The following is a 22,293-nucleotide window of genomic DNA, read 5'->3' as shown; positions in this document are numbered from 1 at the left end:
TCAGTCTCCCCGTGCGAGCGTGTTGGGCGCGTCGGGTGCCGGCGATGGTGCGACCGTCTCGCCTTCGCTTACGAACCCCTGTCCAACGGTGATGATGCGGGAGGTTTCGGGCAGTCCGGTGACCCAAAGGCCGTCGATTTCCGCGCGCACGATTTCGATCGGGTGGAACACCACCCTGTTCTCCTCCCCGACGGTCTTGACGCCCAGACGTCCCTCAGGGCTCAGAGAGATCGTCGAGGGTTGCACGAAATGCGCCTCGGCCTCACCGGTTGGAACGCGGATTTCGGCGGAAATCCCGGCAGGAATGGCGCCGCCCTCGTTCGGCACGGTGATCTTGGTCAGGAAGGTCCGCGTTTCGGCATTGGCGGCGGTACTGACGAAACTCACCCGACCTTGCCGTTGCTCTCCGGTGATGAAGCTGACGGTCGCGATCTGGCCGCTCTCGATCCGGCCGAGTGCCTGCTGCGGCACCTGGATCGCGACCGTCAGCGGCTGGTTGTCGACGATACGACCGACATCGGCACCGGCTTGAACGAACTCGCCGGCGTCGAGCGTCAGCGACTCGACCCGCCCGGCAAAGGGCGCGGTGATCTGGAGCGACTCCAGTGCCTCTTCCGCAGTCGTGACCGCCGCCTCGGCCGCAGCGAGCGTGGCGCGGGCCTCGCTCACGCGGTCGGCGGTCGCCACGCCGCGCTCCAGAAGCTCCGACGCGTTGTTGAACTCGCGCTGTGCACGGTCCAACTCTCCTTGGGCGCGGGCCAGTTCCGCATTCACGCGCGTCGCAGAAAGTCGCGCGATAACGGCGCCATCCGCGACATCATCCCCCTCCATAACGAGAACTTCGTCCACGTCTCCCGAGGTCTCGGCGCGGATCGTCGTGTCACGATCCGGCTGCGCCTGCCCTTCCGCCTGGAAATAGAGCGTCACAGGCTCGGCCGTGGACTGCTGAACCGCGACGGCAACGGGCGCGACGCGGGTCTCTCGGGCTTGCGGGGCATCCGTATCGTCAGAGGGCAGCACGAAGCCACTGCCCATCCAGCCGATGATCGCCACCACGAGGGCACCGGCAATCCATGTCGAGCGCGAGGCGCCCTTGTCATCCTGAAACGACAACTCTTCCCTATCTCCAGACATTTCGATCCCCGTCGCGACTGGTGCCGACGATTTCCGAACGGACTGTCGCACGGCCGTCACGTGTGATGGCGACGTCCTTGGTCAATTCGAAAAGGCGTGTATGCGGTTCACTAGCGGTCGGCATGTTATCGTCCCTTCGTGATTTCAGGTTCCGCCGAACGCTCCCCTTCGGCGGAGAGCGTGTCGATACCGGTCAGCCCGGCTAGCATCCGCCGGTAGTCTTCTGGATGGGACAGCGGTATGGTGCCGGGCGAGAGGCCAAGCAACCGGTCGCATGTCGCACCTTCGGCCTGCATTCTTGTGTTGAGATGCTTGGTCGCAAGCTCCAGATCGCCAGCGCCTGTCATCGCCAGCGCCTCGTCGAGCACCTGCCGCCTTCCATGCGACAGACCGACAATCATTTCCGCCGCAAGCCGGGCATCGATGACATCGAACATACCGTCTGCCACACCTTCGTCGATAAGCTCTTCCAGCACCGGAACGATGACAGCGGCGGTCGCGTCAAAGATGCGGCGGTAGAGAATATCGTTCCCCGGTTTGGTGAGCATCACCGCAAAAAAGCGCATCTCGGCGACATTCTCTACATTCCACCGCACCAGGCTTGTCAGGAACGCTTTCAATCTGGTCAACGAATTTCCCACAGACTGCCCGCTCACGGTTCGTGCGGCAGCAAGGCTCTGCTCGGTCATTCGCTCCACGATACCGGTCAGGAGATCCTCCTTGGCCCTGAAGTGGTGATAAAAACCGCCCTTCGAAATACCGGCAGCCGTCAGCACGTCAGCCACGGTCACCGCCTCGCAGCCATGTTCCATGAACAGGCCGTGAGCCGCGTCGAGGATCGCTTCCCGGCGTTCATCAGGCGCCATCCTGCGGCGCACCCCTTGGGACCTGCTGTGTTTCGTCATGTGGACTCTTTTGATTACAGACCGACAGTCGGTATGTATAGCGGCGCGGAGCGGCGACAAGGGCAGCATCCGTGGCGCAACGATCCAAAGTCAGAAAAGAGCGGTCCCGCACACCCGCCCCCGCAAACGACAGCGCCCCGCAGATATCTGCGGGGTGCCTTTTTCCTGAGAGTTTACCCGGACGATCAGCCGAACATGTCCGAGGTGATCCCCTCGTACCAGCCGATGCTCTCCTCGTAGGTCGCCTTGCGCAGCGCGGCATCCTCGCCGGTCTGACTGACGAAGCTCGACACGCTGGCGATCTTTTCCTCGTTCGGCTCGTAGGCCGCGCCGACCTTGACGCCGTCATCCGTCGCGATCAGCGACCAGCAGGTGTTGGAGTATTTCGCCGGGAAGACGCGGCTCCCGGTCAGCGCACCGCGCACCGCCATCGCCGCCACCTTGGCCTGCGAATTGGCCGAGAAGCCGGATTTCGGCATGTCGCCCTGATTCGAGGCGTCGCCGAGAATGTGGATATTCTCATCCAGCCGCGACACCATGCTTGCGCCGTCCACCGGCGCCCAGTTGCCCTCGGTCAGCCCCGCCGCCTCGCAGATATGGCCCGCTTTCTGCGCCGGGATCACGTTGACGACATCCGCCTGGATCAGCTCTCCATCGACATCGACCGTCATCGCCGCCGGATCGACCGTGACGTTGCCACCGCCGAAATCCGGGCCGATCCGCGTGATCATGCCGGAATAGTGTTTCTGCCAGCCTTCCTCGAACAGGCCCTGCTTCGAGAAGTTCTCTTTCGGGTCGGCGATAATGATCTTGGCCGTCGGATTGTTGGCCTTGAGCACATGCGCCACCATCGACACCCGTTCGTACGGTCCGGGCGGGCAACGGTACGGGTTGGGCGGTGCGACCATGACATAGGTGCCACCTTCCGGCATCGCCATGACCTGCGCCTTGAGCAGCTCGGTCTGGCTGCCGCCCTTATAGGCGTGCGGCATCGCGTTCTGCGCCGACAGGTCCCAACCGGGGACCGAACCTTCGACGAAGTCGATACCGGGGCTGAGGATCAGCCGGTCATAGGGCACCGATCCACCGCCCGCCAAAGCGACGGTCTTGGCGTCGCGGTCGATCCCGGTGGCCCAGTCATGCACGACATTGATGCCGTAATCCGACGCCAACGTTCCGTAGGAATGCGACAGGTTCTCGAGATCCCAGAACCCGCCAAGATAAAGGTTCGAGAAAAAGCAGGTGTAATAGCTGCGCGTGGGTTCGATGAGCGTGACGTCGATTTCGCCGTCGCTGTCCTTGGCGATGTAGCGCGCCGCGGTCGCCCCACCGGCGCCGCCGCCAATGACGACCACTTTCGGTTTGCCGTGCGACGCCGCGTGCACCATCGGGGCGGTCAGTGTCGAGGCCGCTGCCATCCCGGTGCCGATAAAGACACGTCTGTTCAGTTTCATGGTTTGTCCTCCCTTTGGAACTCTTCACTCCGGTCCGCGACTCCGCAGCCTCTTACGGGCTCTTACTCACTTTCGGCAAAATACGCCGCCAACGCGGCGATCTCTTCGTCAGACAGACGGCTGGCCATCATCTGCATCACGGGATGCGGGCGCAGCTTCTGTTTGTAGGCATGCATGGCGACGACAAAATCCTCGGTCGGCCAGTGCGTGATCGACGGTATTCCCTGGTCCGAACCGTCCTGCTGGTGGCAGGTCGTACATTCACTGGCGAGGTATTCGCCGTAATCGGTGTCTCCGACGATCGCCAGAACCTCGGGGGCAAGCTCCACCTCGCGGGCCTGCGCGGTGGGCGCGGCTTCAGGAATGTTCTGCGGACTGGCCGAGAATTGGCGCAAATAAGCAAGGATATCGGCGCGGTCATCCGCGTCCTTCAGACCGGCGAAATTCATGCGCGTGCGCGACACCAGAGCCTTTGGATTTTCCAGATACGCGTTCAGGGTCTCGATGGTCCAGGTCAGACCGTCCGACCCCATCATGGCCATGTCGTCGGAATAATTGAACCCGTCATGCGCCCCGGCGCGGCGACCGAAAATGCCGTTCAGATGCGGGCCGATCCGGTCGGTCGCGCCCTGCCCGATCTGGTGGCAGGACCGACATTGCGCAAACACCGCCTCGCCCTGTTCCGGATCGCCGAATTCGAGCCCCGTGGCCGTGGCGATGACTGTTTCGGGCTCTTCGGCGGCGGAGGGCTCCGGTTCGGCCAGCGCAACCGGCGTCGCCTGCCGTGCCGCTTCGGCCTCGTCCAGCGCCGTTGCAAGCGCGGTTTCCAACTCGGTTACTATGGCCAGAAGGTCGTCTTGTCGCGCTGCTTGGTCAGCCAGTGCGGCATTGCTGCTTTCGAGCTGTTCGATACGGTCGGTCAGCGCGCCCAGTTCCTGTTCCCGATGATCCCGCGCGGTCCATCCATAGGCGATCCCAAGCACGAGCGCCGCGCCGCCAAGAACAGAAGCGAAAATCCCAGATGTCGAGGTCATGGCGCGCGTATCGAAACTCTCCCGGGTTGCAGAAAGTCTATGGTGCCGCGCGGCAAGGCGAGCCCCTGCCGCGCGGATGTCTTCAGTCGAAGCTTGCCAGATATGCGGTCACTGCCGCAATATCCTCTTCGCTTTTCAGACCGGCAAAGCTCATTTTCGTGCCCCGTGCATATCCGCGCGGATCCGCGAGGAAGGCCGCGAGCTCTTCTTCCGTCCAGGTCCCGTCCATTTCGTCGAACACACGGGAGTACTTGAAGCCCTCGACCGCCCCGATTTCGGCACCGACAATGCCGTTCAGCGCAGGGCCAACCCGGTTGGACGCATCTTCGCCAACCTGGTGGCAGGCCTTGCACTTGCCGAACACCTTTTCACCGGCAGCAACCAGTTCAGGATCGGGTGCATCCGTCGCAGGTTCCTCGACCGCCGCGACAACCTCTTCGACCGGTGCTTCGGTTTCGGTGACGGCGTTGGCCGCTTCGATCACCTTTTCCGCTTCGGCCGCGGCTTCGTCTTCCGGCGTCACGTTCAGGACCGAGGCCCGCATCGTGATTTCGACGTTGTCCTTGCAGTTCTCCATGCAAGGCTCGGTCCGCCAGATGGGATATTCGGTCTCCGCCCGGTCATCGACGATGAAACCGTCGGCGTTCGGCATCTCGACCTCAAGGAAGTTCTCGTTGCTCAACACAAAGTCGTCTTCGACGAGGAAGTTCGAATAGAGAATATACGCAACGATGGCATACACCTCGTCAGTGCTGAGCGTCTGCGCCTGCCCGTAGGGCATCGAGCGGTGGACGTAATCCCACGCTGTCGACAGGTACGGCCAATAGCTGCCCACCGTCTTGACCGGATCCTCGTTGGCCAACGTACCCTCGCCACCGGCCAGTTCCGGCCAGTTGCCCACGCCCTCTGCAAATTCGCCGTGGCAGACCGCGCAGTTCTCGGAGAAGAGCATTTCGCCGTCTTCAACAGAACCCGACCCGACCGGAAGGCCGGTGCCATCCGGGCTGACATCGACGTCCCATGCCGCGATTTCTTCGGGAAGGGCCGCACGGCCCAGGCCGAGCTTGCCTTCACCTGCGCTGGTCGACGCGTTCGCCGCGCTGATGAGGCCGCTGGACACGACCGGTGCCGCGATCGCGGTCATCACGGCCGGATTATCCGGGAAAGACGCGATATTTCGATCGGCAAAATTCACCGACATCGTTAGCACCGCCAAGGTGCCAAGAGCGGTTCCGCCGAATAGTTTAAGAGACTTCGACATTTTCGGCCTCCCCGTTAGGCTTTACGTGCCATGTCTGGATACAGTTGTTGTGGTAGATCGAGTTCTCGCCGCGCACCTCGCGCAGTTGCGCCTTGGTCGGCTGAACATATCCTGTTTCGTCCATCGCGCGCGACTGAAGCAGCATGTCCTCGCCGTTCCACTCGGTATCGAGATAGAATCGTGTGAGCGCCATCTTCTCGCCCGGCTTGGCCAGACGCGCGGTTTCCCATGTCTTGCCGCCGTCCTTGGACACGTCCACGCGGGTGATCGCGCCGTGGCCCGACCAGGCCAGACCGGTGATGACCAGCGGGCCTGCGCCATGCGTGATCGGCGATTGCGGGCTGGGCGAGGTGACGACGGATTTTGCGTCCATCACCCACGTCCACTTGCGGCTGGTGCCATCGGCAAGCGTGTCGGTGTATTTCGACGTTTCCTCGCGGCTTTCCACAGGACCGTCCATGACCTCGACCCGGCGGAGCCATTTGACCCACATATTGCCTTCCCAACCGGGCACGACGAGGCGCACGGGATAGCCGTGTTCCTTGCGCAAAGCCTCGCCATTGGCCTTGAACGCGACGAGCACATCGTCGAGCGCCTTGTCCATCGGGATGGAGCGCCCATTCGAAGACGCATCCGCCCCTTCGACGTAAACCCATTTGTCCGAGAGATCGCCCGCAGCATCCAGCCCGGCTTCGGTCAGCAATGTGCGCAGCGATACGCCGGTATATTCCATGTTGTGGATCATACCGTGCGTAAACTGGGCACCGTTAAGCTGTGCGCCCGCCCATTCCATGCCGGTATTCGCCGCACATTCGCAGAAATAGACGTGGTTTTCGCGCGGGAAGCGTTCGAGATCGGCATAGGTGAACACCAAAGGCGTATCGACCAAGCCGTTGATCATCAGACGATAATCTTCCTTGCGCAGCTCGATCGCACCCGAGTGATGACGCTCGAACGCGCAGCCTTGCGGCGTGATCGTTCCATCCAGCGCGTGGATCGGTGTGAAGTTGATCGAACTCGTGGTGTCGGCGGTCAGCCATTCTACATTGCGGCGGACCACGTCGGCTTCGTACTGGATCGGCAGGCCGTAGGGCGTCGCATCGACACCTTCGCCAAAGTAGATTGCCCAATCCTGGGTTTCGGTGATCAGCGGATCAGGTCCGCTGGCCCGTGCAGCGCCCGCAGCGGTCAGCCCCGCCGCAGCCGCAGCAGAGCCCCGCAAAAACGCACGACGGGAGGGTTTGAGGATGTCAGACATTTCTCACACTCCGATTTGAATTACGCGCCCACGACCGTGACGCTGTCATTGGGTTGAACGGTGACGGTGCCGAGCTTCTTGATATGCGCTTCGACCACGTCCCAGATTTGCGGACCTTCAGTGCCTTCATTGACCGACGCCCAGCCGGCCACGACGTAATTCTTCGCTGGATCAATGGCTTCGCCTGTCTTGAGAAGGGTCATGTCGCTGATGCGTTCGCCCTGCGGCTTTTGAATATCGATTCGATAGCCCATGCCCCCGATGCGCACCATGTCGCCGCCCTGCTGGTAGTAGGGGTCGGGGTTGAAGATGTTGTCGGCCACGTCTTCGAGGATGACCTTGATGAATTCGCCGGTCATTTCAGACCGGTACGCCTTGCCATAGGTCATCGAGGTGACATTCCAGATATCTTCGCGGGTGATGTCGTCGCCGGGGATCAGACTCGGCCCCCAACGCACACCGGGCGACATGGCAATGTCCGCCTCGCGTTCGCTCATGAGCGCGTCGCAGATCAGATCGTCCCAAGTGCCGTTGAAATTGCCGCGCCGGTAAAGCAGGCTGTCGGTCTGGCCGATCACCTCTTCCAGTTGGTCCTTGAACGGCGCGCGCTCTTCCTCGATCAGCGCGGCCATTTCCGGATCGGGTTCGATCACGTCCGAGAAGATCGGGATCAGCTTGTGGCGGAAGCCCATCATGCGGCCGTTCTGGATGTCGAGATCCACGCGGCTCACGAACTTGCCGTTGGAGCCGGAGGCGATCAGGATCGTGTCGCCCACCAGCACCGGTTCCGGCAGCGCATCATGCGTGTGACCGGTCAGGATCACGTCGATGCCGGTCACCTTGCTCGCCATGCTCTTGTCCACGTCAAAGCCGTTGTGACTCAGGCAGACGACGCATTCCGCGCCCTGCGCACGGACTTCATCGACCATGGCCTGCATGTTCTCGTCGCGGATGCCGAAGGAGTACTCGGGGAACATCCAGCCCGGGTTCGCGATCGGCATATAAGGGAAGGCCTGGCCGATGACGGCGATCTTCACACCACCGCGTTCGAAGAACTGGTAAGGCGGGAAAAGCTCGGCCGGTTCGTCCCATTCGGCATCAAAGATGTTCTGACCCAAAGCCGCGAAGGGAAGGCCCTCAACGATTTCCTGCACGCGATCCGACCCCAGCGTGAATTCCCAGTGGAATGTCATCGCGTCGGGGCGCAGCTGGTTCATCGCGTTGACCATGTCCTGCCCTTCGGTGTGGTAGCAGGTGTAGGAGCCGTGCCATGTATCACCGCCATCGAGCAGCAGCGCATCCGGGCGATCGGCCCGGATCGCGTTAACCACAGTGGCCACGCGATCCAGTCCGCCAACGCGTCCATATGCCTGGGCCAGGGAGGAGAAATCGCCAGAGCTGAGCGCGTAATGGGAAGGGCTACCGTCGTCGATGCCGTAAAGCCTGCGGAAATCGGCCCCGGTCACGTGCGGCACGGCACCGCGATTGTCACCGACACCGATATTGACCGACGGTTCGCGGAAATAGATCGGTTTGAGCTGCGCGTGAATGTCCGTGACGTGGATCAACGAGACATTGCCGAACGTGTCGAACTGCAACAGCTGGTCCTGCGTCAGCGCCTGCTGTGCGGCCAGCCGGGACCAGTTGCCGAAGCCTGACGCACCGACCAGCGCGGACGCGGCCATCGATACCTGGAGGAAATCGCGACGTGAAATCATGGGAGGGCCTTCTTGATTTCCAGACACACATTCGCATGTGTGAATAAGTTAAACGGGAAAAAGCCCGCACAGCCAACTGCGCGGGCCTTTGAATTATTGACGGACCGATGGTCCTTCGACGCTCAGACCATTGCCGCGCGACGCGACATAAAGCTCAAGCGCAACGAATTCCGGGGATCCGACCGAGAACGTCTCGGCGCGCGTGTCACGGATACAGCCGCGGAAGCGGTTATGCGTCTGGACAAGGCCGGCATTCTTGAGACGGTAGGTCGGGAAACCGTTGATCTGACCTTGGGACAGATGGTCCGCACGGATGTAATTGCCGTAGTTCTCTTCGTGGCAATTGGCGCAGGACAGCTCGAGCTGGCCATACCGTGTGTAGTAGATTTCCTTGCCTTTTTCGTAGTATTCGGCGGCTGGGCCGTCGATTGCCACGTTGACCGGCATCCCGCGGGATTGCACCGAAATCAGCGCTTCCATCGCCGTCATTTGCGCTTTGTCATAGGCATAGGGCTCGGCGCCCATCCGGTTTTCCCGGCAGTCGTTGATCTGCATCGCCAGAGTGCGCATTTCGCCGGCCTCGGCGTTCCACTTCGGATAGACCGCGCGGACGCCCTTCATGCTTTCCGGGCCTTCATGGCACGACGCACAGGACTTCTCGGCGGTGCCTTCGACCGTGTTCCACGCGTCCATCGCCTGATCCACAGCGATCATGCCGGGGTTGTCGAACGTGTCCATCTGCATGGCTTGCGTGTCGTCTTCACGGAAGTGCCAGCCCGACATGATCGTGTCGATGCCGGTCTCTTCCATGTGTGCGGGCGCCGCTGTCTTCGAGATCATTTCCTGACCATCGATCGTCAGCGTATCGTCATCCGCACCCCCCGCGAAAAGCATCGGGGCCGAAACGGCCAGCGCGGCTAACGCGGTCATTGCCTTATATTTCATTCTGTTCCCTCCCAAAATCAGCCCTGCCCCGTGGAACCGGAACAGGGAGGAGCTTTTGCTCAGACCGTGATGGATTTTGCGTCTTCGTAGACGGACCCGTCGTCATCGTACCAGGTGAACTTGAACTCACCGGCTTCGGGCACGGTGGCCTCGAATTCGAAATACGGGTTGGTCGAAATCGCGGGCTCCATCTTGACGTCGATGACGCTCTGGCCGTTGAATTCGCAGGTAAAGCGGTTGATGATCGACCGCGGGATCGGATTCCCGTCACCGTCCTTGCGCTGGCCCGATTCCATCGGGTGACTGATCAGCGTCTTGATGACGACGCCTTCGCCTGCAGAGGCGGAACTGGGAACCTTGACGCGGGGTTTTACACCGGATGCCATGTTTTATCTCCTGAAATCTGTGTGTTGACCGTTAGCCGCCGCAGCCGCCGATGGTGACCTTCACGGTCTTGGCGCTGCGTGCAAAGCTGCCATCCGCCAGTTTGGCGATGGCGATCACGTCCTGCGTGCCCGCCAGACGCATACGCGTGCTTGCGGATTGGGACGCGGCCAGCGGGCCGAAATTAAACGTTGCAACACCGGGTGTCGGGTTGCCTGCTGCCAGCACTATGATCGCGGAGGCGCCCGGTGCGGACACTTCGATCGGAACGGTGTTGCCGTTCTCGGCGATCTCGGGTGCGGTCAGTTCAACACCGGAATCGGCCAAATCGGCCCCACCAGTGAACTCGGCGATCGCATCGTCAACCGCAGCGTTGGCGCGGAACGGCAAAACGAAGGTCAGTGCTGCTGCCCCGCCCAGTGCCAGAGTTTCGCGTCTCGTAAATTCCATGTCGTATCTCCTATCTCGGTGAAAGGCGGTTCAGCTGTCTTGCAGCGTCATGAGAAACGCCACCACGTCTTCGATTTCCTGCGCCGACAGAATGGGCGTCAGGTCTTCTTCTTTCGCCGCCTTGCCGGTGTATCCGTCACCGGGGCGGATGAAGCCACTTGTCTTGTAGAAGGCCGGCATGATCGTGCCTTCGAACATCATCTTCGCATTCGCGATGATTCCGCGTAGTTCCTCTTCCGTGCGGTAACCACCGATCCCGTCCAGCGTCGGACCGACCTCGCCGTGGAACGGCGCGTCATTCAGCGCAGTGACGGCATGGCAGGCCACGCAATTACCCTTGCCACGGTTGACCATGATGGCCGCACCGTTTTCCGGGTCGCCCGGCGCACCGCTCAGCGATGTGGCAACGGCGCCGTATTCGTCGTAAGTCACTTCACCCGGGGTGACCGGGTTTGCGATGGCTGCACTCGCGCAAAGCACGATTGCGGCAGAAATACCAGTTAGCTTCATTGTCCCTCCCTTACCGCCCGATACGTTGACCGAGCTGACATATGGCTCTGTATACCGTAGGCCACTGACCTTGATTCATGCAACATCAAATTCACAAAAGTGAATAATTGAGTATGAATGTCGCAGCGTCAGTCCGTGCTACCGTTGCTTCTTTCCTGGATCATACGGGCATGATACCTCTGAAAATCCTCTCCGTTATCAAGGAGATAGCGTTTTTCAGCGACCCATGTGAACATATCCCGCGTGGTGCCTTTGCCGAAAGCGCCCGGCATCACCGCGACCGACGCTTCAAGCGCGTTTTGGCCCTCTGGCACCTCTTCGGGCAGGAACAAGATGTTGGGCGTGAACATCACCCGCCATTTCCGTGCCATGTCCTTTTCGGGCAGAGCTTCACCGTCGAAATCGGTCACTTCGATGTCGCCGTGCAGGTTCAACTGAACGACAAAGTAATTCTCGGCGATGTAGTCGCTGATGCCCGGATCCGAAAACACCTCTTCATGCATCTGTTGGCAGTAGATACAGCCGCGCTGTTCGAAAAACAGCACCAGGCGTTTGCCCTCGGCGTTGGCCTCGTTCAGGTCTTCGCGCAGGTCCTTGAAAGTGTCCCGCATCCACGGCTGCTTGTGCAGACCGTCATCCCCGATCTCGGCCGCCGATACCGGAAGCGCCATCAGAAGCGCGAACGCCCCGATCAGAAAATGTCTCATCTTCCCTCCTCCTCCTCCAAAAGTCCGACGATCACCCAAGAGATGACCAGTTCGGGAACCACCGCAGCATCGCATCTGCGATCAGATTAACGCTATCCGTCGCGATCAACACGGCAAACAGGATGAGCATCCCGCCCATGACCTTTTCCGCGTAATTCAGGAAACCCCGGTTGCGCGCCGTCCAGCGCAGGAACGGCCCGGAGAACAGCGCCGCGATGACGAAAGGCGCAGTCATGCCGACCCCGTAGACGAACAAAAGCAATCCGCCCTGGAACACGTCGCCCATGCCCCCGGCGATCATCAGGATCGACGCCAGGGCCGGGCCGACGCAGGGCGTCCAGCCGAACCCGAAAGCAAGCCCCATGACATACGCGCCAACGAGCGTGGTCGGTTCGGTTTTCGCCTCGACACGCGCTTCGCGGTACAGGATCGGGATCCGCACGATACCAAGGAAATGCAGACCGAATGCCGTCAGAACCGCGGCCGCGACATAGCGCAGGGGCTCTCGGTAATCCGCGAAGGCCTGCCCCACGGCAGTGGCGCCCATACCCAGCAGCACGAAGATCGTCGTGACGCCCAACGCGAAAAGACAGGCGGACAGAACGAGATTCCATGCCACACCTTGCGGCACGTCTTCCTCGCCTTTGAGTTCGTTCATTGAAATCCCCGCCATATAACACAGGTAGAACGGCACCATAGGCAGGATACAGGGCGTGAAGAAACTCAGGATCCCAGCAAGCGCTGCACCCGCGAAAGAAATATCGAACATGGGCGGAGATTCCTTGAATTATTCACATATTCAGATTAAGTGTTTTGTTATTGCTTCGTCAATTGGTGTCTGATGTCGGCGTTTCGTTTCATGGCCTTGGCCACAGCTTTTCTGGCCAGCCCGGCATGGTTGGGGTCTGCTTCGGCGGAACCGCAACTGGTCATGGTTGAACAACCCGGCTGCGTGTATTGCGAACGCTGGGACGCCGAAATCGCCCCGGCCTACCCGAAAACCGCCGAAGGGCAGTTCGCGCCCTTGGTCCGCGCCGATCTGCGCGCCGGCCCACCCGACGGCGTGACCTACGCGCGGCGCGTGGTGTTCACACCGACCTTCGTCCTGATAGATGAAGGCGAGGAGCTGGCCCGTATCGAAGGCTATCCCGGTGAGGATTTCTTCTGGCCCCTTCTGACCAAGCTGTTAGAGGAAAATACCGAGTTTTCATCTGCCACAGACACCGAAACGGTCCGGAACTAGAGGCACGGCATGGCACTTCCACAGCTCAGCCCCGATCTGAACGACGACGAACTTGACCGTATCGTGGACAAGGCGACCACGGCGTCGAACTTCCTCAAGGCGATCAGCCACGAGGGGCGGTTGATGATCCTGTGCCATCTCGTGACCGGGGAAAAATCCGTGACCGAGCTGGAAGAGCTGCTGTCCGCCCGTCAGGCCGCCGTATCACAGCAGTTGTCGCGCCTCCGCCTCGAAGGGCTGGTCATACCGCGCCGCGACGGCAAGACGATCTATTACAGGCTGGCGGATGACAAACCGCGCAAGATGCTGGAATGCGTCTACGATCTGTTCTGCAAAGACGACTGATCCCGGCCTCTCACTCTCTCCTTGCCCTCACATCGCACTGACCGCATACTTGCCGCGGGAGCCTGTCTTGGGAGGACAGCATCATGCTGGAAAGCGTTCCGGAGCACATTCTTGTTGCGGCCGTGGGCCTGTTTGGGGGCGTCCTTCTTGGGCTGGCCGCCCGGCTTGGACGCTTTTGTACCCTGGGCGCCATCGAAGACCTGCTCTACGGCGGCTCCGACATGCGCATCCGGATGTGGGGCATTGCCATAGGCACCGCGATCCTGGGCGCTTTCACACTGATGGCGCTGGGATGGATAGATGGGGGTGAAAGCTACTATCTTTCTATCGCCTGGTTGCCCTGGGCGTCGGTCATCGGCGGGCTGATGTTCGGCTATGGCATGGCGCTTGCAGGGAATTGCGGCTACGGCGCGGTGGCCCGTCTGGGCGGCGGCGATCTGCGCAGTTTCGTGATCGTACTTGTCATGGGCGTTTCGACCTATGTCGTTCTCAGCGGACCTTTGGCCCCCCTCCGCGACATGCTCTTTCCGCAAAGCCCCGTGCTGCCCGGCGACGTGCCGCCGGGGATCGCACATGCCACCGCGCAGTGGACCGGCATTCCTGCCTCGGCCATCGGGATCGTCATTGGCCTTGCCATCCTGATCGTCTCGGCGAGCGCGCGTGTTTTCGTCGAAAGCCCGAAATACGCGGTGTGGGCCGTGGTAGTCGGCATCGCGATCATCAGCGGATGGGCCGGCACGTCCTACGTCGCACAGACCGGCTTCGAGGCTCTGCCCGTCGTCTCGCACAGTTTCGCCGCGCCCCTGGGCGAATCAATCCTCTGGTGGATGATCGGCTCGGCCCAACCAGTGAGCTTTGCCGTCGGCTCGGTCGCGGGTGTCTGGTTCGGGGCCTTCATCGGATCCCTGATCAAGGGCCACTTCCGTTGGGAAGCCTGCGAAGACCCGCGCGAATTGCGGCGTCAGATCTTTGGCGCGGGCCTCATGGGGGCCGGGGCCGTCATCGCTCTGGGCTGCACCGTCGGTCAAGGCATCAGCGCGTTTTCAATGCTCGCCTTCAGCGCGCCGGTCACCTTCCTGTCGATCTTCGCAGGCGCCTCCTTCGGGTTGCGGCAACTGATCGTCGGCTTCAGCCCGGCAGAATAAGCCTTCCCCTGCGGCATCCGTTGCCAAAGAATCACGCTGCAAAACAAATTCGCCACAGTGATTCGGAAGAGCGAATTTTCGCCTGCAAACGTGAACGCGCTTCGCTAGCGTGAGGAAAAACAACAAGAGCAGGCAAGCGGGAACATGGGAACGGCTTACAATGGCACGTTCGTCATCTCCTGGTCGCAAACAACAATCGACACACTTCAGGCGGCTCCGGTCGATTTCCTGAAAGTCGGGGCTGCATGGGGCTGGGAAGGCGAAGCCGTCCGTGTGGACGGCCCAAACGATCTGTTGCGACTGGATGATGCGGAAGGCGACGCAGAACGCCGCAAACGCGCCGCGCGCATGGTGCGACGGCTCGTGGGTGCGGCGGTCGAAGACAGCGCGGATCCGAACGCGATCACGATCGACCATCCAATCGCGGACAAGAGCTTTGTCGTCACCGACGGACAGACCACCTACACGGTAACACTGATCGATTCGGGGACACGCAAACCGCCGCTCCTGATGTTTCTGAACGCGATGCCGCCGCGCCATCGGGACCTCTGGGTCGTACACACCTCCCTGACGACCGCTGTCACTCAGAGCGATGCGGAAACCCAGGGCGCCGTGATCTGCTTTACCCCGACCACCCGGATTCTCACCGCCGACGGGATCAAGCCGATCGAAGAGCTGCGCGAAGGAGATTATGTCCAGACCAAGGACAACGGCTGTCAGCCGATCCAGTGGATGGGCCAGCGCCGCATGAGCGGAGCGCGCCTGTTCGCCATGCCGAAGCTGCGCCCGATCCGCATCCGGGCAGGCGTGTTCGGCCTCGATGAACCGGACGAGGATTTGCTCGTGTCACCGGAACACCGGATGCTCATCAAGGGGCGCGTGGCGATGGACCTGTTCAACACACCCGAAGTGCTTGTCGCGGCGCGAGATCTGATCGATCACGACAGCGTCTCGGTCGATCTGACCGTGCGCGAGATCACCTATGTCCACATGCTCCTGCCACAACATGAGATCCTGTTCGCCAACGGCGTCGAATCGGAAAGCTTCCATCCGGCCAATGCGGCGCTCTCGACGCTCGACGGTGAGGACCGCGCGCGGTTGATGTCCATGCTGCCAAGCGTGAAATTCAACCCGACAAGTTATGGCCGCTACGCACGGCGGAACCTGTCCTCTTCCGAAGCCGCGATCCTGCTGCACGAAGCGGCGTGATCCGCGATCAGTCAAAGACTTCCTTCGGGTCGACACCCCAATAGGTCCCCTTGCGGGCCCAGCCCTTGTAACCACCGGCCGACAACTCGCACCAGTCGGTCTGGCACTCCCGCACCTCGGCCACGACTCCCAGCGACAATTGCGCGTTGACCGGCGTCGATGGATCGGGCCGCGCGTGCAGGTTGAGCATGTCTACCTCGATGATGGCCGTGCGCACCCCTGACAACAGCGAATAATGCACCCAGCCGCCCGCGCCGTCCCGATCCTGAACGCGGCGCCAATGGCCATGCTCTGCGGTGATCTGCAACGGCATGTTGCGGCGTTTGTAGACCCAGTCGATCCGATGCGACAGCGACGGACCACGACGCACATTGCCCTCGCTCGCCTTCATGGACACGAATCGCGGCAGCGGCAGATTCGTCACCGATCCGCGCTCGGCACCCGCCGCAGACGACCCGCCCAGCAGCGCCATCGCCAATGCAAGGGGTAGCAAGTTGCCCGACAAGGTCCGGACCGAAAGCCAGCTCATGTGATGCGCCTCAAGTTGCTCTGTTGTTTGGTTTTTGCCGGCAGGTTCTTGTGCCTGCCGCGCCTTTGGGACACTGTGCCAAAACCTGACACGACGGGGAAGCAGGGGGAGCGAAACCATGCCATCAAAACGTCTGAGTGTTGTCGTCACGCGACGTTTGCCGGACGCCGTTGAGACCCGCCTGAAAGAGCTTTTCGACGTTTCGCTACGGGACACGGACGCGCCGATGACTCAGGCCGAACTGATCGCCGCCGTCAAGGAGGCGGACGTGCTTGTTCCAACGCTGACCGACAAGATCGACGCGGGACTGATCGGTCAGGCCGGTGACCAGCTTCGCCTGATCGCGAATTTCGGCGCGGGTGTCGATCACATCGATGTTGACACCGCGCGCAGCCGGGGAATCCTTGTCTCCAACACGCCGGGCGTCGTGACGGAAGACACGGCCGATATGGTTCTGGCCCTCATGCTAGGCGTCACCCGACGCATCCAGGAAGGGCTGAACGTCATGCAGAAAGGCGAATGGGAGGGATGGGCCCCCACCGCGTTTCTGGGTGGTCGTCTGGGCGGACGCCGCCTTGGCATCCTTGGCATGGGCCGCATCGGTCAGGCCGTCGCGCGCCGCGCCAAAGCCTTCGGGATGCAGATCCACTACCACAATCGCCGCCGCCTGCGTCCCGAGATCGAAGAGGCTCTCGAGGCGACCTATTGGGAAAGTCTCGATCAGATGGTCGCGCGGATGGATGTTCTGTCCGTCAATTGCCCGCACACGCCGTCCACCTTCCACCTGCTCAATGCCCGGCGTCTGAAATTGCTCAAACCCAGCGCGGTCATCGTGAACACCTCGCGCGGAGAGGTGATCGACGAGAACGCCCTGACCCGCATGCTCAAGGCGGGTGATCTGGCTGGTGCCGGGCTCGACGTCTACGAACACGGCCATCGCGGCAATCCCGAACTGCGCGACATGCCCAATGTCGTCATGCTTCCCCATATGGGGTCTGCCACCGAGGAAGGTCGCCTCGAGATGGGCGAGAAAGTCATCATCAATGTCAAAACCTTTGCCGATGGGCATCGGCCACCCGATCAGGTGGTTCCCGCGATGCTGTGAGAGAGGTCCGGACCTCTTGCCTTCATTGATCATGTAAGCCATGAACAAATCATGAACGCGCTCGACTTTTCTTTCCGCAACCAATCCCTGCACGCCCTGCCGAGCGGTGGCTTGTTCTGGCCCTCCGAATCCCTGCTTGTGGTCTCCGACTTGCATCTCGGCAAATCGGCCCGCGCGGCACGGTTTGGCGGCGCACAACTGCCGCCCTATGAAACCACGGAAACGCTGACCCGCCTTGCCAACGACCTAAGCGCAACCGGGGCGAAACGTGTCATTTGCCTTGGTGACAGTTTCGACGCACCGGCGCTTCAGTCGGTGCTGCCCGAAGCCGACCTCCTGACGCTGACAACCCTGCAAGCCGGGCTTGACTGGGTCTGGATCGAAGGCAACCACGACCCCGGTCCGGTGCAATTGGGCGGAACCCATCGGCGCAGCTTGATCATCGGGCCCTTGCACTTCCGCCACATCGCCGAAGCCGCCCCGACCAAAGGGGAAGTCACCGGCCATTACCATCCAAAGGCAACCCTGTCGCTGCGCGGACGCGCCCTCACCCGGCCCTGTTTTCTCTACGACGACACGCGCCTTATCCTGCCTGCCTACGGCGCGTTCACGGGCGGGTTGCACTGCCATGACCCGGCCCTGACGCGGCTCATGTCCCCCAGCGCGCAAGCGATCCTGACCGGTGCACGCCCCTGCCAAATCCCGATGCCGGGGCTCGCCCCCTTGTCTTGACGCGCGCGGCATGCTCACTGTTCGGCATGACCATCGACCCACGCATCCAGGCCAGTTTCGACCGACAGTCCATGATGGCCACGCTTGGCGCGCAACTGATCCAAGCCGGTGATGGCAGCGCCACGATCACCGCGCCGATCCTGCCCGGAGCGATGCAGCAACAGGGCTTCGGACACGCGGGACTGACATTCTCCATCGGCGACAGCGCTGCCGGATATGCCGCCCTAACCCTGATCCCGGTGCATCAGGAAGTGGTCACCGCCGAGATCAAGATCAACCTGCTCGCCCCTGCCAAGGGAGATCGGTTGATTGCGCGCGGTCGCGTCGTGAAACCGGGGCGGCGTCTGATTGTCGTGGCCTCTGACGTCTACGCCGAAACCGATCGCACCGAACGCCATGTCGCCTGTCTCATGGGCACGATGATGCCCGTCGATCTTTAGAAGGATACGCCCGATGGCCACGTTCAACCAGCCGCTTGGCGGCAATGATTCTCCCCGGTTTTCCGGCCCGAACACCATGATGCGCCTGCCCGCGCAGCCGACCGCCGAAGGGCTGGACGCCTGTTTCGTCGGCATACCCATGGATCACGGCGCGTCGAATCGCCCCGGCACCCGTCTTGGTCCGCGCCAAATCCGCGAGGAAAGCCGGATGATGCGCCCCTATAATATGGCGACCGGGGCCGCGCCCTTCGAACACATGCAGGTGGCCGATATCGGCGATGTTCCGATCAACACCTTCGATCTGAAGAAAACCATCGGCATCATCGCCGATCACTACCGCGATATCCTGAAGCACGGTGCGATCCCGCTGACCCTTGGCGGCGACCACACGCTGACCTGGCCAATCCTGCGCGCGATCAAGGAAAAGCACGGGCCCGTCGCGCTCATACATGTCGATGCCCATGCCGACACCAGCGACGAGATGTTCGGCGAAAAAGAAGCCCACGGCACCCCGTTTCGCCGCGCCTGGGAGGAAGGCTGCCTGCAAAACGACAAGGTCTGGCAGATCGGCCTGCGCGGCTCGGGCTACAGCCCGGACGACTGGAACTGGGCCCGCGATCAGGGCTGGACGGTGATCCCAGCGGAACAGTGCTGGTACAAATCGCTGGCCCCGCTCATGGCCGATATTCGGAATAAGATCGGTGATGTGCCCGTCTACCTGAGCTACGACATCGACAGCCTCGACCCCGCTTTTGCGCCCGGTACGGGGACCGTGGAAATGGGCGGGCTCAGCACGTGGCAGGCGCTGGAAATCGTGCGCGGGTGCGCCGGGCTGAACCTGGTGGGCGGCGATCTGGTCGAAGTGTCCCCACCCTTCGACGCCACCGGCACCACGGCGCTGATCGCGTCGAACCTCTTGTTCGAGATGCTCTGCGCTCTGCCAAAGGCGCAGACCGGCTAACGCCGTCAGGCGGTCAGGCGGTCAGGCCCTCCGGCTCGGCCAGGCCGTTGATCCGACGGCACGCGGTCACCGTGTTCGCCAACAGACAGGCGATAGTCATGGGCCCAACGCCGCCGGGAACCGGCGTGATCGCACCGGCCACCTCTGCGCAGCTGTCGAAATCGCAATCCCCGACAAGCCGGGTCTTGCCCTCACCCTTTTCGGGCGCATCGATCCGGTTGATGCCGACATCCATCACCGTGGCACCGGGTTTGATCCAGTCTCCTGTCACCATCCCGGGTCGACCGACGGCCGCCACAACGATATCGGCACGGCGCACCACCTCGGGCAGATCCTTCGTCCGCGAATGCGCGATGGTAACGGTACAACTCTCGCCCAGCAAAAGCTGCGCCATCGGCTTGCCCACAATATTCGACCGCCCGATCACCACCGCGTCCATGCCCGACAGCGATCCATGATGGTCGCGCAACATCATCAGGCAGCCCAGCGGCGTGCAGGGCACCATGCTTTTCTGTCCCGTGCCCAGCAACCCGACATTCGAGATGTGAAACCCGTCCACGTCCTTGGCCGGATCGATGGCGTTGATGACGAGATCCGCATCGATATGCGACGGCAAAGGCAACTGCACCAGAATGCCATGGATCGCTGGGTTCGCGTTCAAATCATCGATCAGGCGGAGCAATTCGCCCTGCGGCGCATCGACATCGAGCCGGTACTCGACCCCGAGCATACCCGCTTCCTTCGTGGCCTTGCCCTTGGAGCGAACATAGACTTGGCTCGCCGGGTCTTCGCCCACCAGCACCACGGCCAAGCCCGGCGTCAACCCGTGCTCCTCTTTCAGGCGCGCGACATGCCCTGCCACTTTCTCGCGAACCGTCGCCGCAAAAGCTTTCCCGTCAATGATCTTTGCGCTCATGGTCCGTCCTTCTTCTTTTCACAAATATGCATATCCACCGCTGGCCCAAAATCGGCAAGGGCTGAGTAACAGCGCGAGATGGGATAGCGGGTGGGGCGATGGGCGCAGCCCGAGCGCCCACCCGTCATCACATCAGAACAACCCTTCGATCTGGCCTGCATCGTTGAGACAAATGCTCTCTGCCGATGGCACACGCGGCAGACCTGGCATGGTCATGATCTCACCGCAGACCACCACGATGAACCCGGCTCCGGCGGACAACCGCACCTCACGCACGGGGATCGTGAATCCCGTGGGCGCGCCGCGCTGGTTGGGATCGGTCGAGAACGAATACTGCGTCTTGGCCATGCAGACCGGCAGCGTGCCGTAACCCTGGTCTTCCCAAAGCTTCAGCTGATCGAGGATTTTCTGATCCATCACGGCGTCATCCGCACGGTAGATCTTCTTGGCGATGGTCCGAACCTTGTCGGCCAGCGACATCTCGTCGGGATAGATCGGCGCGAATTTGGCCTCACCGCGCTCCGCAACCTCGACCACTTTGGTCGCAAGGTCAGCCGAGCCTTTCGACCCAAGTTCCCAATGACGGCTGAGAACCGCCTCGGCCCCCTGGCCCGCAACGAAGTCCTTGACCGCCTCGATCTCAGCGTCAGTGTCGGTCACAAAGTGGTTGATCGCCACAACGACCGGCACGCCGAAGCTCTTGAGGTTCTCGATATGCCGCCCAAGGTTGGGGCAGCCCGCCTTGACTGCGTCCACGTTCTCGGCGCCCAGATCGGCCTTGGCCACGCCGCCGTTCATCTTCATCGCCCGCACCGTTGCGACGCAGACGACGACGGACGGCGCGATGCCCGCCTTGCGACACTTGATGTTCATGAATTTCTCGGCCCCAAGGTCCGCCCCGAACCCGGCTTCCGTCACCACATACTCTGCAAGCTTCAGCGCCGTGGTCGTCGCGATAACGGAGTTGCAGCCATGCGCGATATTGGCAAAGGGACCGCCATGCACGAAGGCCGGATTGTTTTCCAGCGTCTGCACGAGGTTCGGCTGCATCGCGTCCTTGAGCAACACCGTCATCGCCCCTTCCGCCTTGATGTCGCGGCAAAACACCGGGCTGCGGTCGCGGCGATAGGCAACGATCATATCACCCAGACGCTTTTCGAGGTCCTTGAGGTCTTTGGCCAGACACAGGATCGCCATGACCTCAGAGGCCACGGTGATGTCGAACCCGGCCTCGCGCGGGAAGCCGTTGGCCACACCGCCCAGCGAACAGGTGATCTGGCGCAGGGCCCGGTCGTTCATGTCGACCACACGCCGCCACACAACGCGGCGGATGTCGATATCAAGCTCATTGCCCCAGTAGATGTGATTGTCGATCATCGCCGACAGCAGGCTGTGCGCGCTGGTGATCGCGTGGAAGTCACCGGTGAAGTGCAGGTTCATGTCCTCCATCGGAACCACCTGCGCATGACCGCCACCCGCAGCACCGCCCTTCATGCCGAAGTTCGGCCCCAGCGAGGCTTCACGGATGCACACCATCGTTTTCTTGCCGATATGGTTCAGCCCGTCGCCCAGCCCGACCGTCGTGGTGGTCTTGCCCTCACCCGCGGGGGTCGGGTTGATCGCGGTGACAAGCACCAGCTTGCCGTCCGGGCGATCCTGCACGGAATTGATGAAGGATTGGCTGACCTTGGCCTTGTCATGGCCATAGGGCAGCAGGTCCTCGGACCCGATCCCGATTTTCTCGCCGATTTCCTGAATGGGGCGCTTCTGCGCCTCGCGGGCGATCTCGATATCCGATTTGAACGACATGAAGGGCTCCCCTGTTCGGACCTGTATGTGCCAAAGGCATACAGTCGCACACCAGAGGCAAGGCGCTGCGAAACCGACACTTCCCGACGAAACAGCGGC

Annotated in this window: 24 protein-coding genes; 8 read left to right on the top strand and 16 right to left on the bottom strand. The window is 61.6% G+C overall.

Annotated elements, in window-relative coordinates; all coding sequences use genetic code 11:
- The 13 genes from Q1B16_RS11270 to Q1B16_RS11210 all read right to left on the bottom strand — a co-directional run bounded on the left by Q1B16_RS11270 (nucleotide 1) and on the right by Q1B16_RS11210 (nucleotide 12,529).
- A complete protein-coding gene (locus Q1B16_RS11270) occupies nucleotides 1-1,134 on the bottom strand; it encodes an efflux RND transporter periplasmic adaptor subunit (RefSeq protein ID WP_299788161.1) in 1,134 nt (377 codons plus the stop codon).
- A 125-nt stretch (nucleotides 1,135-1,259) separates the two neighbouring features.
- Entirely contained in the window at nucleotides 1,260-2,000 is a 741-nt protein-coding gene (locus Q1B16_RS11265) for a TetR/AcrR family transcriptional regulator (protein ID WP_299788965.1), read from the bottom strand.
- Between the two features lie 224 nt (nucleotides 2,001-2,224).
- On the bottom strand, nucleotides 2,225-3,493 hold the full coding sequence (locus tag Q1B16_RS11260; RefSeq protein WP_299788158.1) for an NAD(P)/FAD-dependent oxidoreductase: 1,269 nt from the start codon (nucleotides 3,491-3,493) through the stop codon (nucleotides 2,225-2,227).
- Nucleotides 3,494-3,555: 62 nt separating this feature from the next.
- Nucleotides 3,556-4,212: a c-type cytochrome gene (locus Q1B16_RS11255; RefSeq protein ID WP_299788962.1), complete on the bottom strand. Its 657-nt coding sequence runs from the start codon at nucleotides 4,210-4,212 to the stop codon at nucleotides 3,556-3,558.
- A 397-nt stretch (nucleotides 4,213-4,609) separates the two neighbouring features.
- Nucleotides 4,610-5,788 carry a c-type cytochrome gene (locus Q1B16_RS11250; protein ID WP_299788155.1) on the bottom strand — a complete coding sequence of 393 codons (1,179 nt, stop codon included), beginning with the start codon at nucleotides 5,786-5,788 and terminating at the stop codon, nucleotides 4,610-4,612.
- The gene (soxC, locus tag Q1B16_RS11245; RefSeq protein WP_299788152.1) at nucleotides 5,772-7,046 is read right to left on the bottom strand and encodes a sulfite dehydrogenase; all 1,275 of its coding nucleotides are present in this window, start codon (nucleotides 7,044-7,046) and stop codon (nucleotides 5,772-5,774) included. The genes Q1B16_RS11250 and soxC overlap by 17 nt, the downstream gene beginning before the upstream one ends.
- A gap of 20 nt (nucleotides 7,047-7,066) precedes the next feature.
- The gene (gene soxB, locus Q1B16_RS11240; RefSeq protein WP_299788149.1) at nucleotides 7,067-8,764 is read right to left on the bottom strand and encodes a thiosulfohydrolase SoxB; all 1,698 of its coding nucleotides are present in this window, start codon (nucleotides 8,762-8,764) and stop codon (nucleotides 7,067-7,069) included.
- Between the two features lie 93 nt (nucleotides 8,765-8,857).
- Nucleotides 8,858-9,709, bottom strand: a complete 852-nt coding sequence (gene soxA, locus Q1B16_RS11235) for a sulfur oxidation c-type cytochrome SoxA (RefSeq protein ID WP_299788146.1) — start codon at nucleotides 9,707-9,709, stop codon at nucleotides 8,858-8,860.
- A gap of 59 nt (nucleotides 9,710-9,768) precedes the next feature.
- Nucleotides 9,769-10,095 (bottom strand): thiosulfate oxidation carrier complex protein SoxZ, encoded by a 327-nt coding sequence (soxZ, locus tag Q1B16_RS11230; protein ID WP_299788143.1) that lies wholly within the window; start codon nucleotides 10,093-10,095, stop codon nucleotides 9,769-9,771.
- A 31-nt stretch (nucleotides 10,096-10,126) separates the two neighbouring features.
- Entirely contained in the window at nucleotides 10,127-10,543 is a 417-nt protein-coding gene (gene soxY / locus Q1B16_RS11225) for a thiosulfate oxidation carrier protein SoxY (protein ID WP_299788140.1), read from the bottom strand.
- A gap of 30 nt (nucleotides 10,544-10,573) precedes the next feature.
- On the bottom strand, nucleotides 10,574-11,053 hold the full coding sequence (soxX, locus tag Q1B16_RS11220; RefSeq protein ID WP_299788137.1) for a sulfur oxidation c-type cytochrome SoxX: 480 nt from the start codon (nucleotides 11,051-11,053) through the stop codon (nucleotides 10,574-10,576).
- A 128-nt stretch (nucleotides 11,054-11,181) separates the two neighbouring features.
- Nucleotides 11,182-11,760, bottom strand: coding sequence for a thioredoxin family protein (locus Q1B16_RS11215; RefSeq protein ID WP_299788134.1), 579 nt, complete (start codon nucleotides 11,758-11,760; stop codon nucleotides 11,182-11,184).
- A gap of 31 nt (nucleotides 11,761-11,791) precedes the next feature.
- Nucleotides 11,792-12,529 carry a cytochrome c biogenesis protein CcdA gene (locus Q1B16_RS11210; protein WP_299788131.1) on the bottom strand — a complete coding sequence of 246 codons (738 nt, stop codon included), beginning with the start codon at nucleotides 12,527-12,529 and terminating at the stop codon, nucleotides 11,792-11,794.
- 90 nt (nucleotides 12,530-12,619) lie between these two features.
- Between Q1B16_RS11210 and Q1B16_RS11205 the strand changes: the two genes are divergently transcribed.
- The 4 genes from Q1B16_RS11205 to Q1B16_RS11190 all read left to right on the top strand — a co-directional run bounded on the left by Q1B16_RS11205 (nucleotide 12,620) and on the right by Q1B16_RS11190 (nucleotide 15,702).
- The gene (locus Q1B16_RS11205; RefSeq protein WP_299788128.1) at nucleotides 12,620-13,003 is read left to right on the top strand and encodes a thioredoxin fold domain-containing protein; all 384 of its coding nucleotides are present in this window, start codon (nucleotides 12,620-12,622) and stop codon (nucleotides 13,001-13,003) included.
- A 9-nt stretch (nucleotides 13,004-13,012) separates the two neighbouring features.
- Entirely contained in the window at nucleotides 13,013-13,348 is a 336-nt protein-coding gene (locus tag Q1B16_RS11200; protein WP_299788125.1) for a metalloregulator ArsR/SmtB family transcription factor, read from the top strand.
- Between the two features lie 83 nt (nucleotides 13,349-13,431).
- On the top strand, nucleotides 13,432-14,493 hold the full coding sequence (locus Q1B16_RS11195; RefSeq protein ID WP_299788122.1) for a YeeE/YedE family protein: 1,062 nt from the start codon (nucleotides 13,432-13,434) through the stop codon (nucleotides 14,491-14,493).
- A 144-nt stretch (nucleotides 14,494-14,637) separates the two neighbouring features.
- Nucleotides 14,638-15,702, top strand: coding sequence for a Hint domain-containing protein (locus Q1B16_RS11190; RefSeq protein WP_299788119.1), 1,065 nt, complete (start codon nucleotides 14,638-14,640; stop codon nucleotides 15,700-15,702).
- Between the two features lie 7 nt (nucleotides 15,703-15,709).
- Here Q1B16_RS11190 and Q1B16_RS11185 read toward each other — a convergent pair whose 3' ends face one another.
- Entirely contained in the window at nucleotides 15,710-16,174 is a 465-nt protein-coding gene (locus Q1B16_RS11185) for an SH3 domain-containing protein (protein WP_299788959.1), read from the bottom strand.
- 175 nt (nucleotides 16,175-16,349) lie between these two features.
- Here Q1B16_RS11185 and Q1B16_RS11180 point away from each other — a divergent pair, with 175 nt between their 5' ends.
- The 4 genes from Q1B16_RS11180 to speB are packed head-to-tail and all read left to right on the top strand — an operon-like array spanning nucleotide 16,350 to nucleotide 19,469.
- Nucleotides 16,350-17,336, top strand: a complete 987-nt coding sequence (locus Q1B16_RS11180; protein ID WP_299788116.1) for a D-glycerate dehydrogenase — start codon at nucleotides 16,350-16,352, stop codon at nucleotides 17,334-17,336.
- A gap of 51 nt (nucleotides 17,337-17,387) precedes the next feature.
- The gene (pdeM, locus tag Q1B16_RS11175) at nucleotides 17,388-18,068 is read left to right on the top strand and encodes a ligase-associated DNA damage response endonuclease PdeM (RefSeq protein WP_299788113.1); all 681 of its coding nucleotides are present in this window, start codon (nucleotides 17,388-17,390) and stop codon (nucleotides 18,066-18,068) included.
- 26 nt (nucleotides 18,069-18,094) lie between these two features.
- Nucleotides 18,095-18,508 (top strand): PaaI family thioesterase, encoded by a 414-nt coding sequence (locus tag Q1B16_RS11170; protein WP_299788110.1) that lies wholly within the window; start codon nucleotides 18,095-18,097, stop codon nucleotides 18,506-18,508.
- Nucleotides 18,509-18,521: 13 nt separating this feature from the next.
- Nucleotides 18,522-19,469, top strand: coding sequence for an agmatinase (gene speB / locus Q1B16_RS11165; protein WP_299788107.1), 948 nt, complete (start codon nucleotides 18,522-18,524; stop codon nucleotides 19,467-19,469).
- A 13-nt stretch (nucleotides 19,470-19,482) separates the two neighbouring features.
- On the opposite strand, the gene folD is transcribed toward speB, so the two are convergent.
- Both folD and Q1B16_RS11155 read right to left on the bottom strand, forming a co-directional pair.
- Complete coding sequence (gene folD / locus Q1B16_RS11160; RefSeq protein WP_299788104.1) at nucleotides 19,483-20,385, bottom strand: bifunctional methylenetetrahydrofolate dehydrogenase/methenyltetrahydrofolate cyclohydrolase FolD; 903 nt, start codon at nucleotides 20,383-20,385, stop codon at nucleotides 19,483-19,485.
- A 132-nt stretch (nucleotides 20,386-20,517) separates the two neighbouring features.
- The gene (locus tag Q1B16_RS11155) at nucleotides 20,518-22,194 is read right to left on the bottom strand and encodes a formate--tetrahydrofolate ligase (RefSeq protein WP_299788101.1); all 1,677 of its coding nucleotides are present in this window, start codon (nucleotides 22,192-22,194) and stop codon (nucleotides 20,518-20,520) included.
- Nucleotides 22,195-22,293: the final 99 nt, after the last annotated feature.

The organism is uncultured Marivita sp., assembly GCF_947488135.1.
GTDB lineage: Bacteria > Pseudomonadota > Alphaproteobacteria > Rhodobacterales > Rhodobacteraceae > Marivita.
Note: the sequence above shows the minus strand (reverse complement) of the source record. Positions and strands in the feature narration are given on the sequence as shown.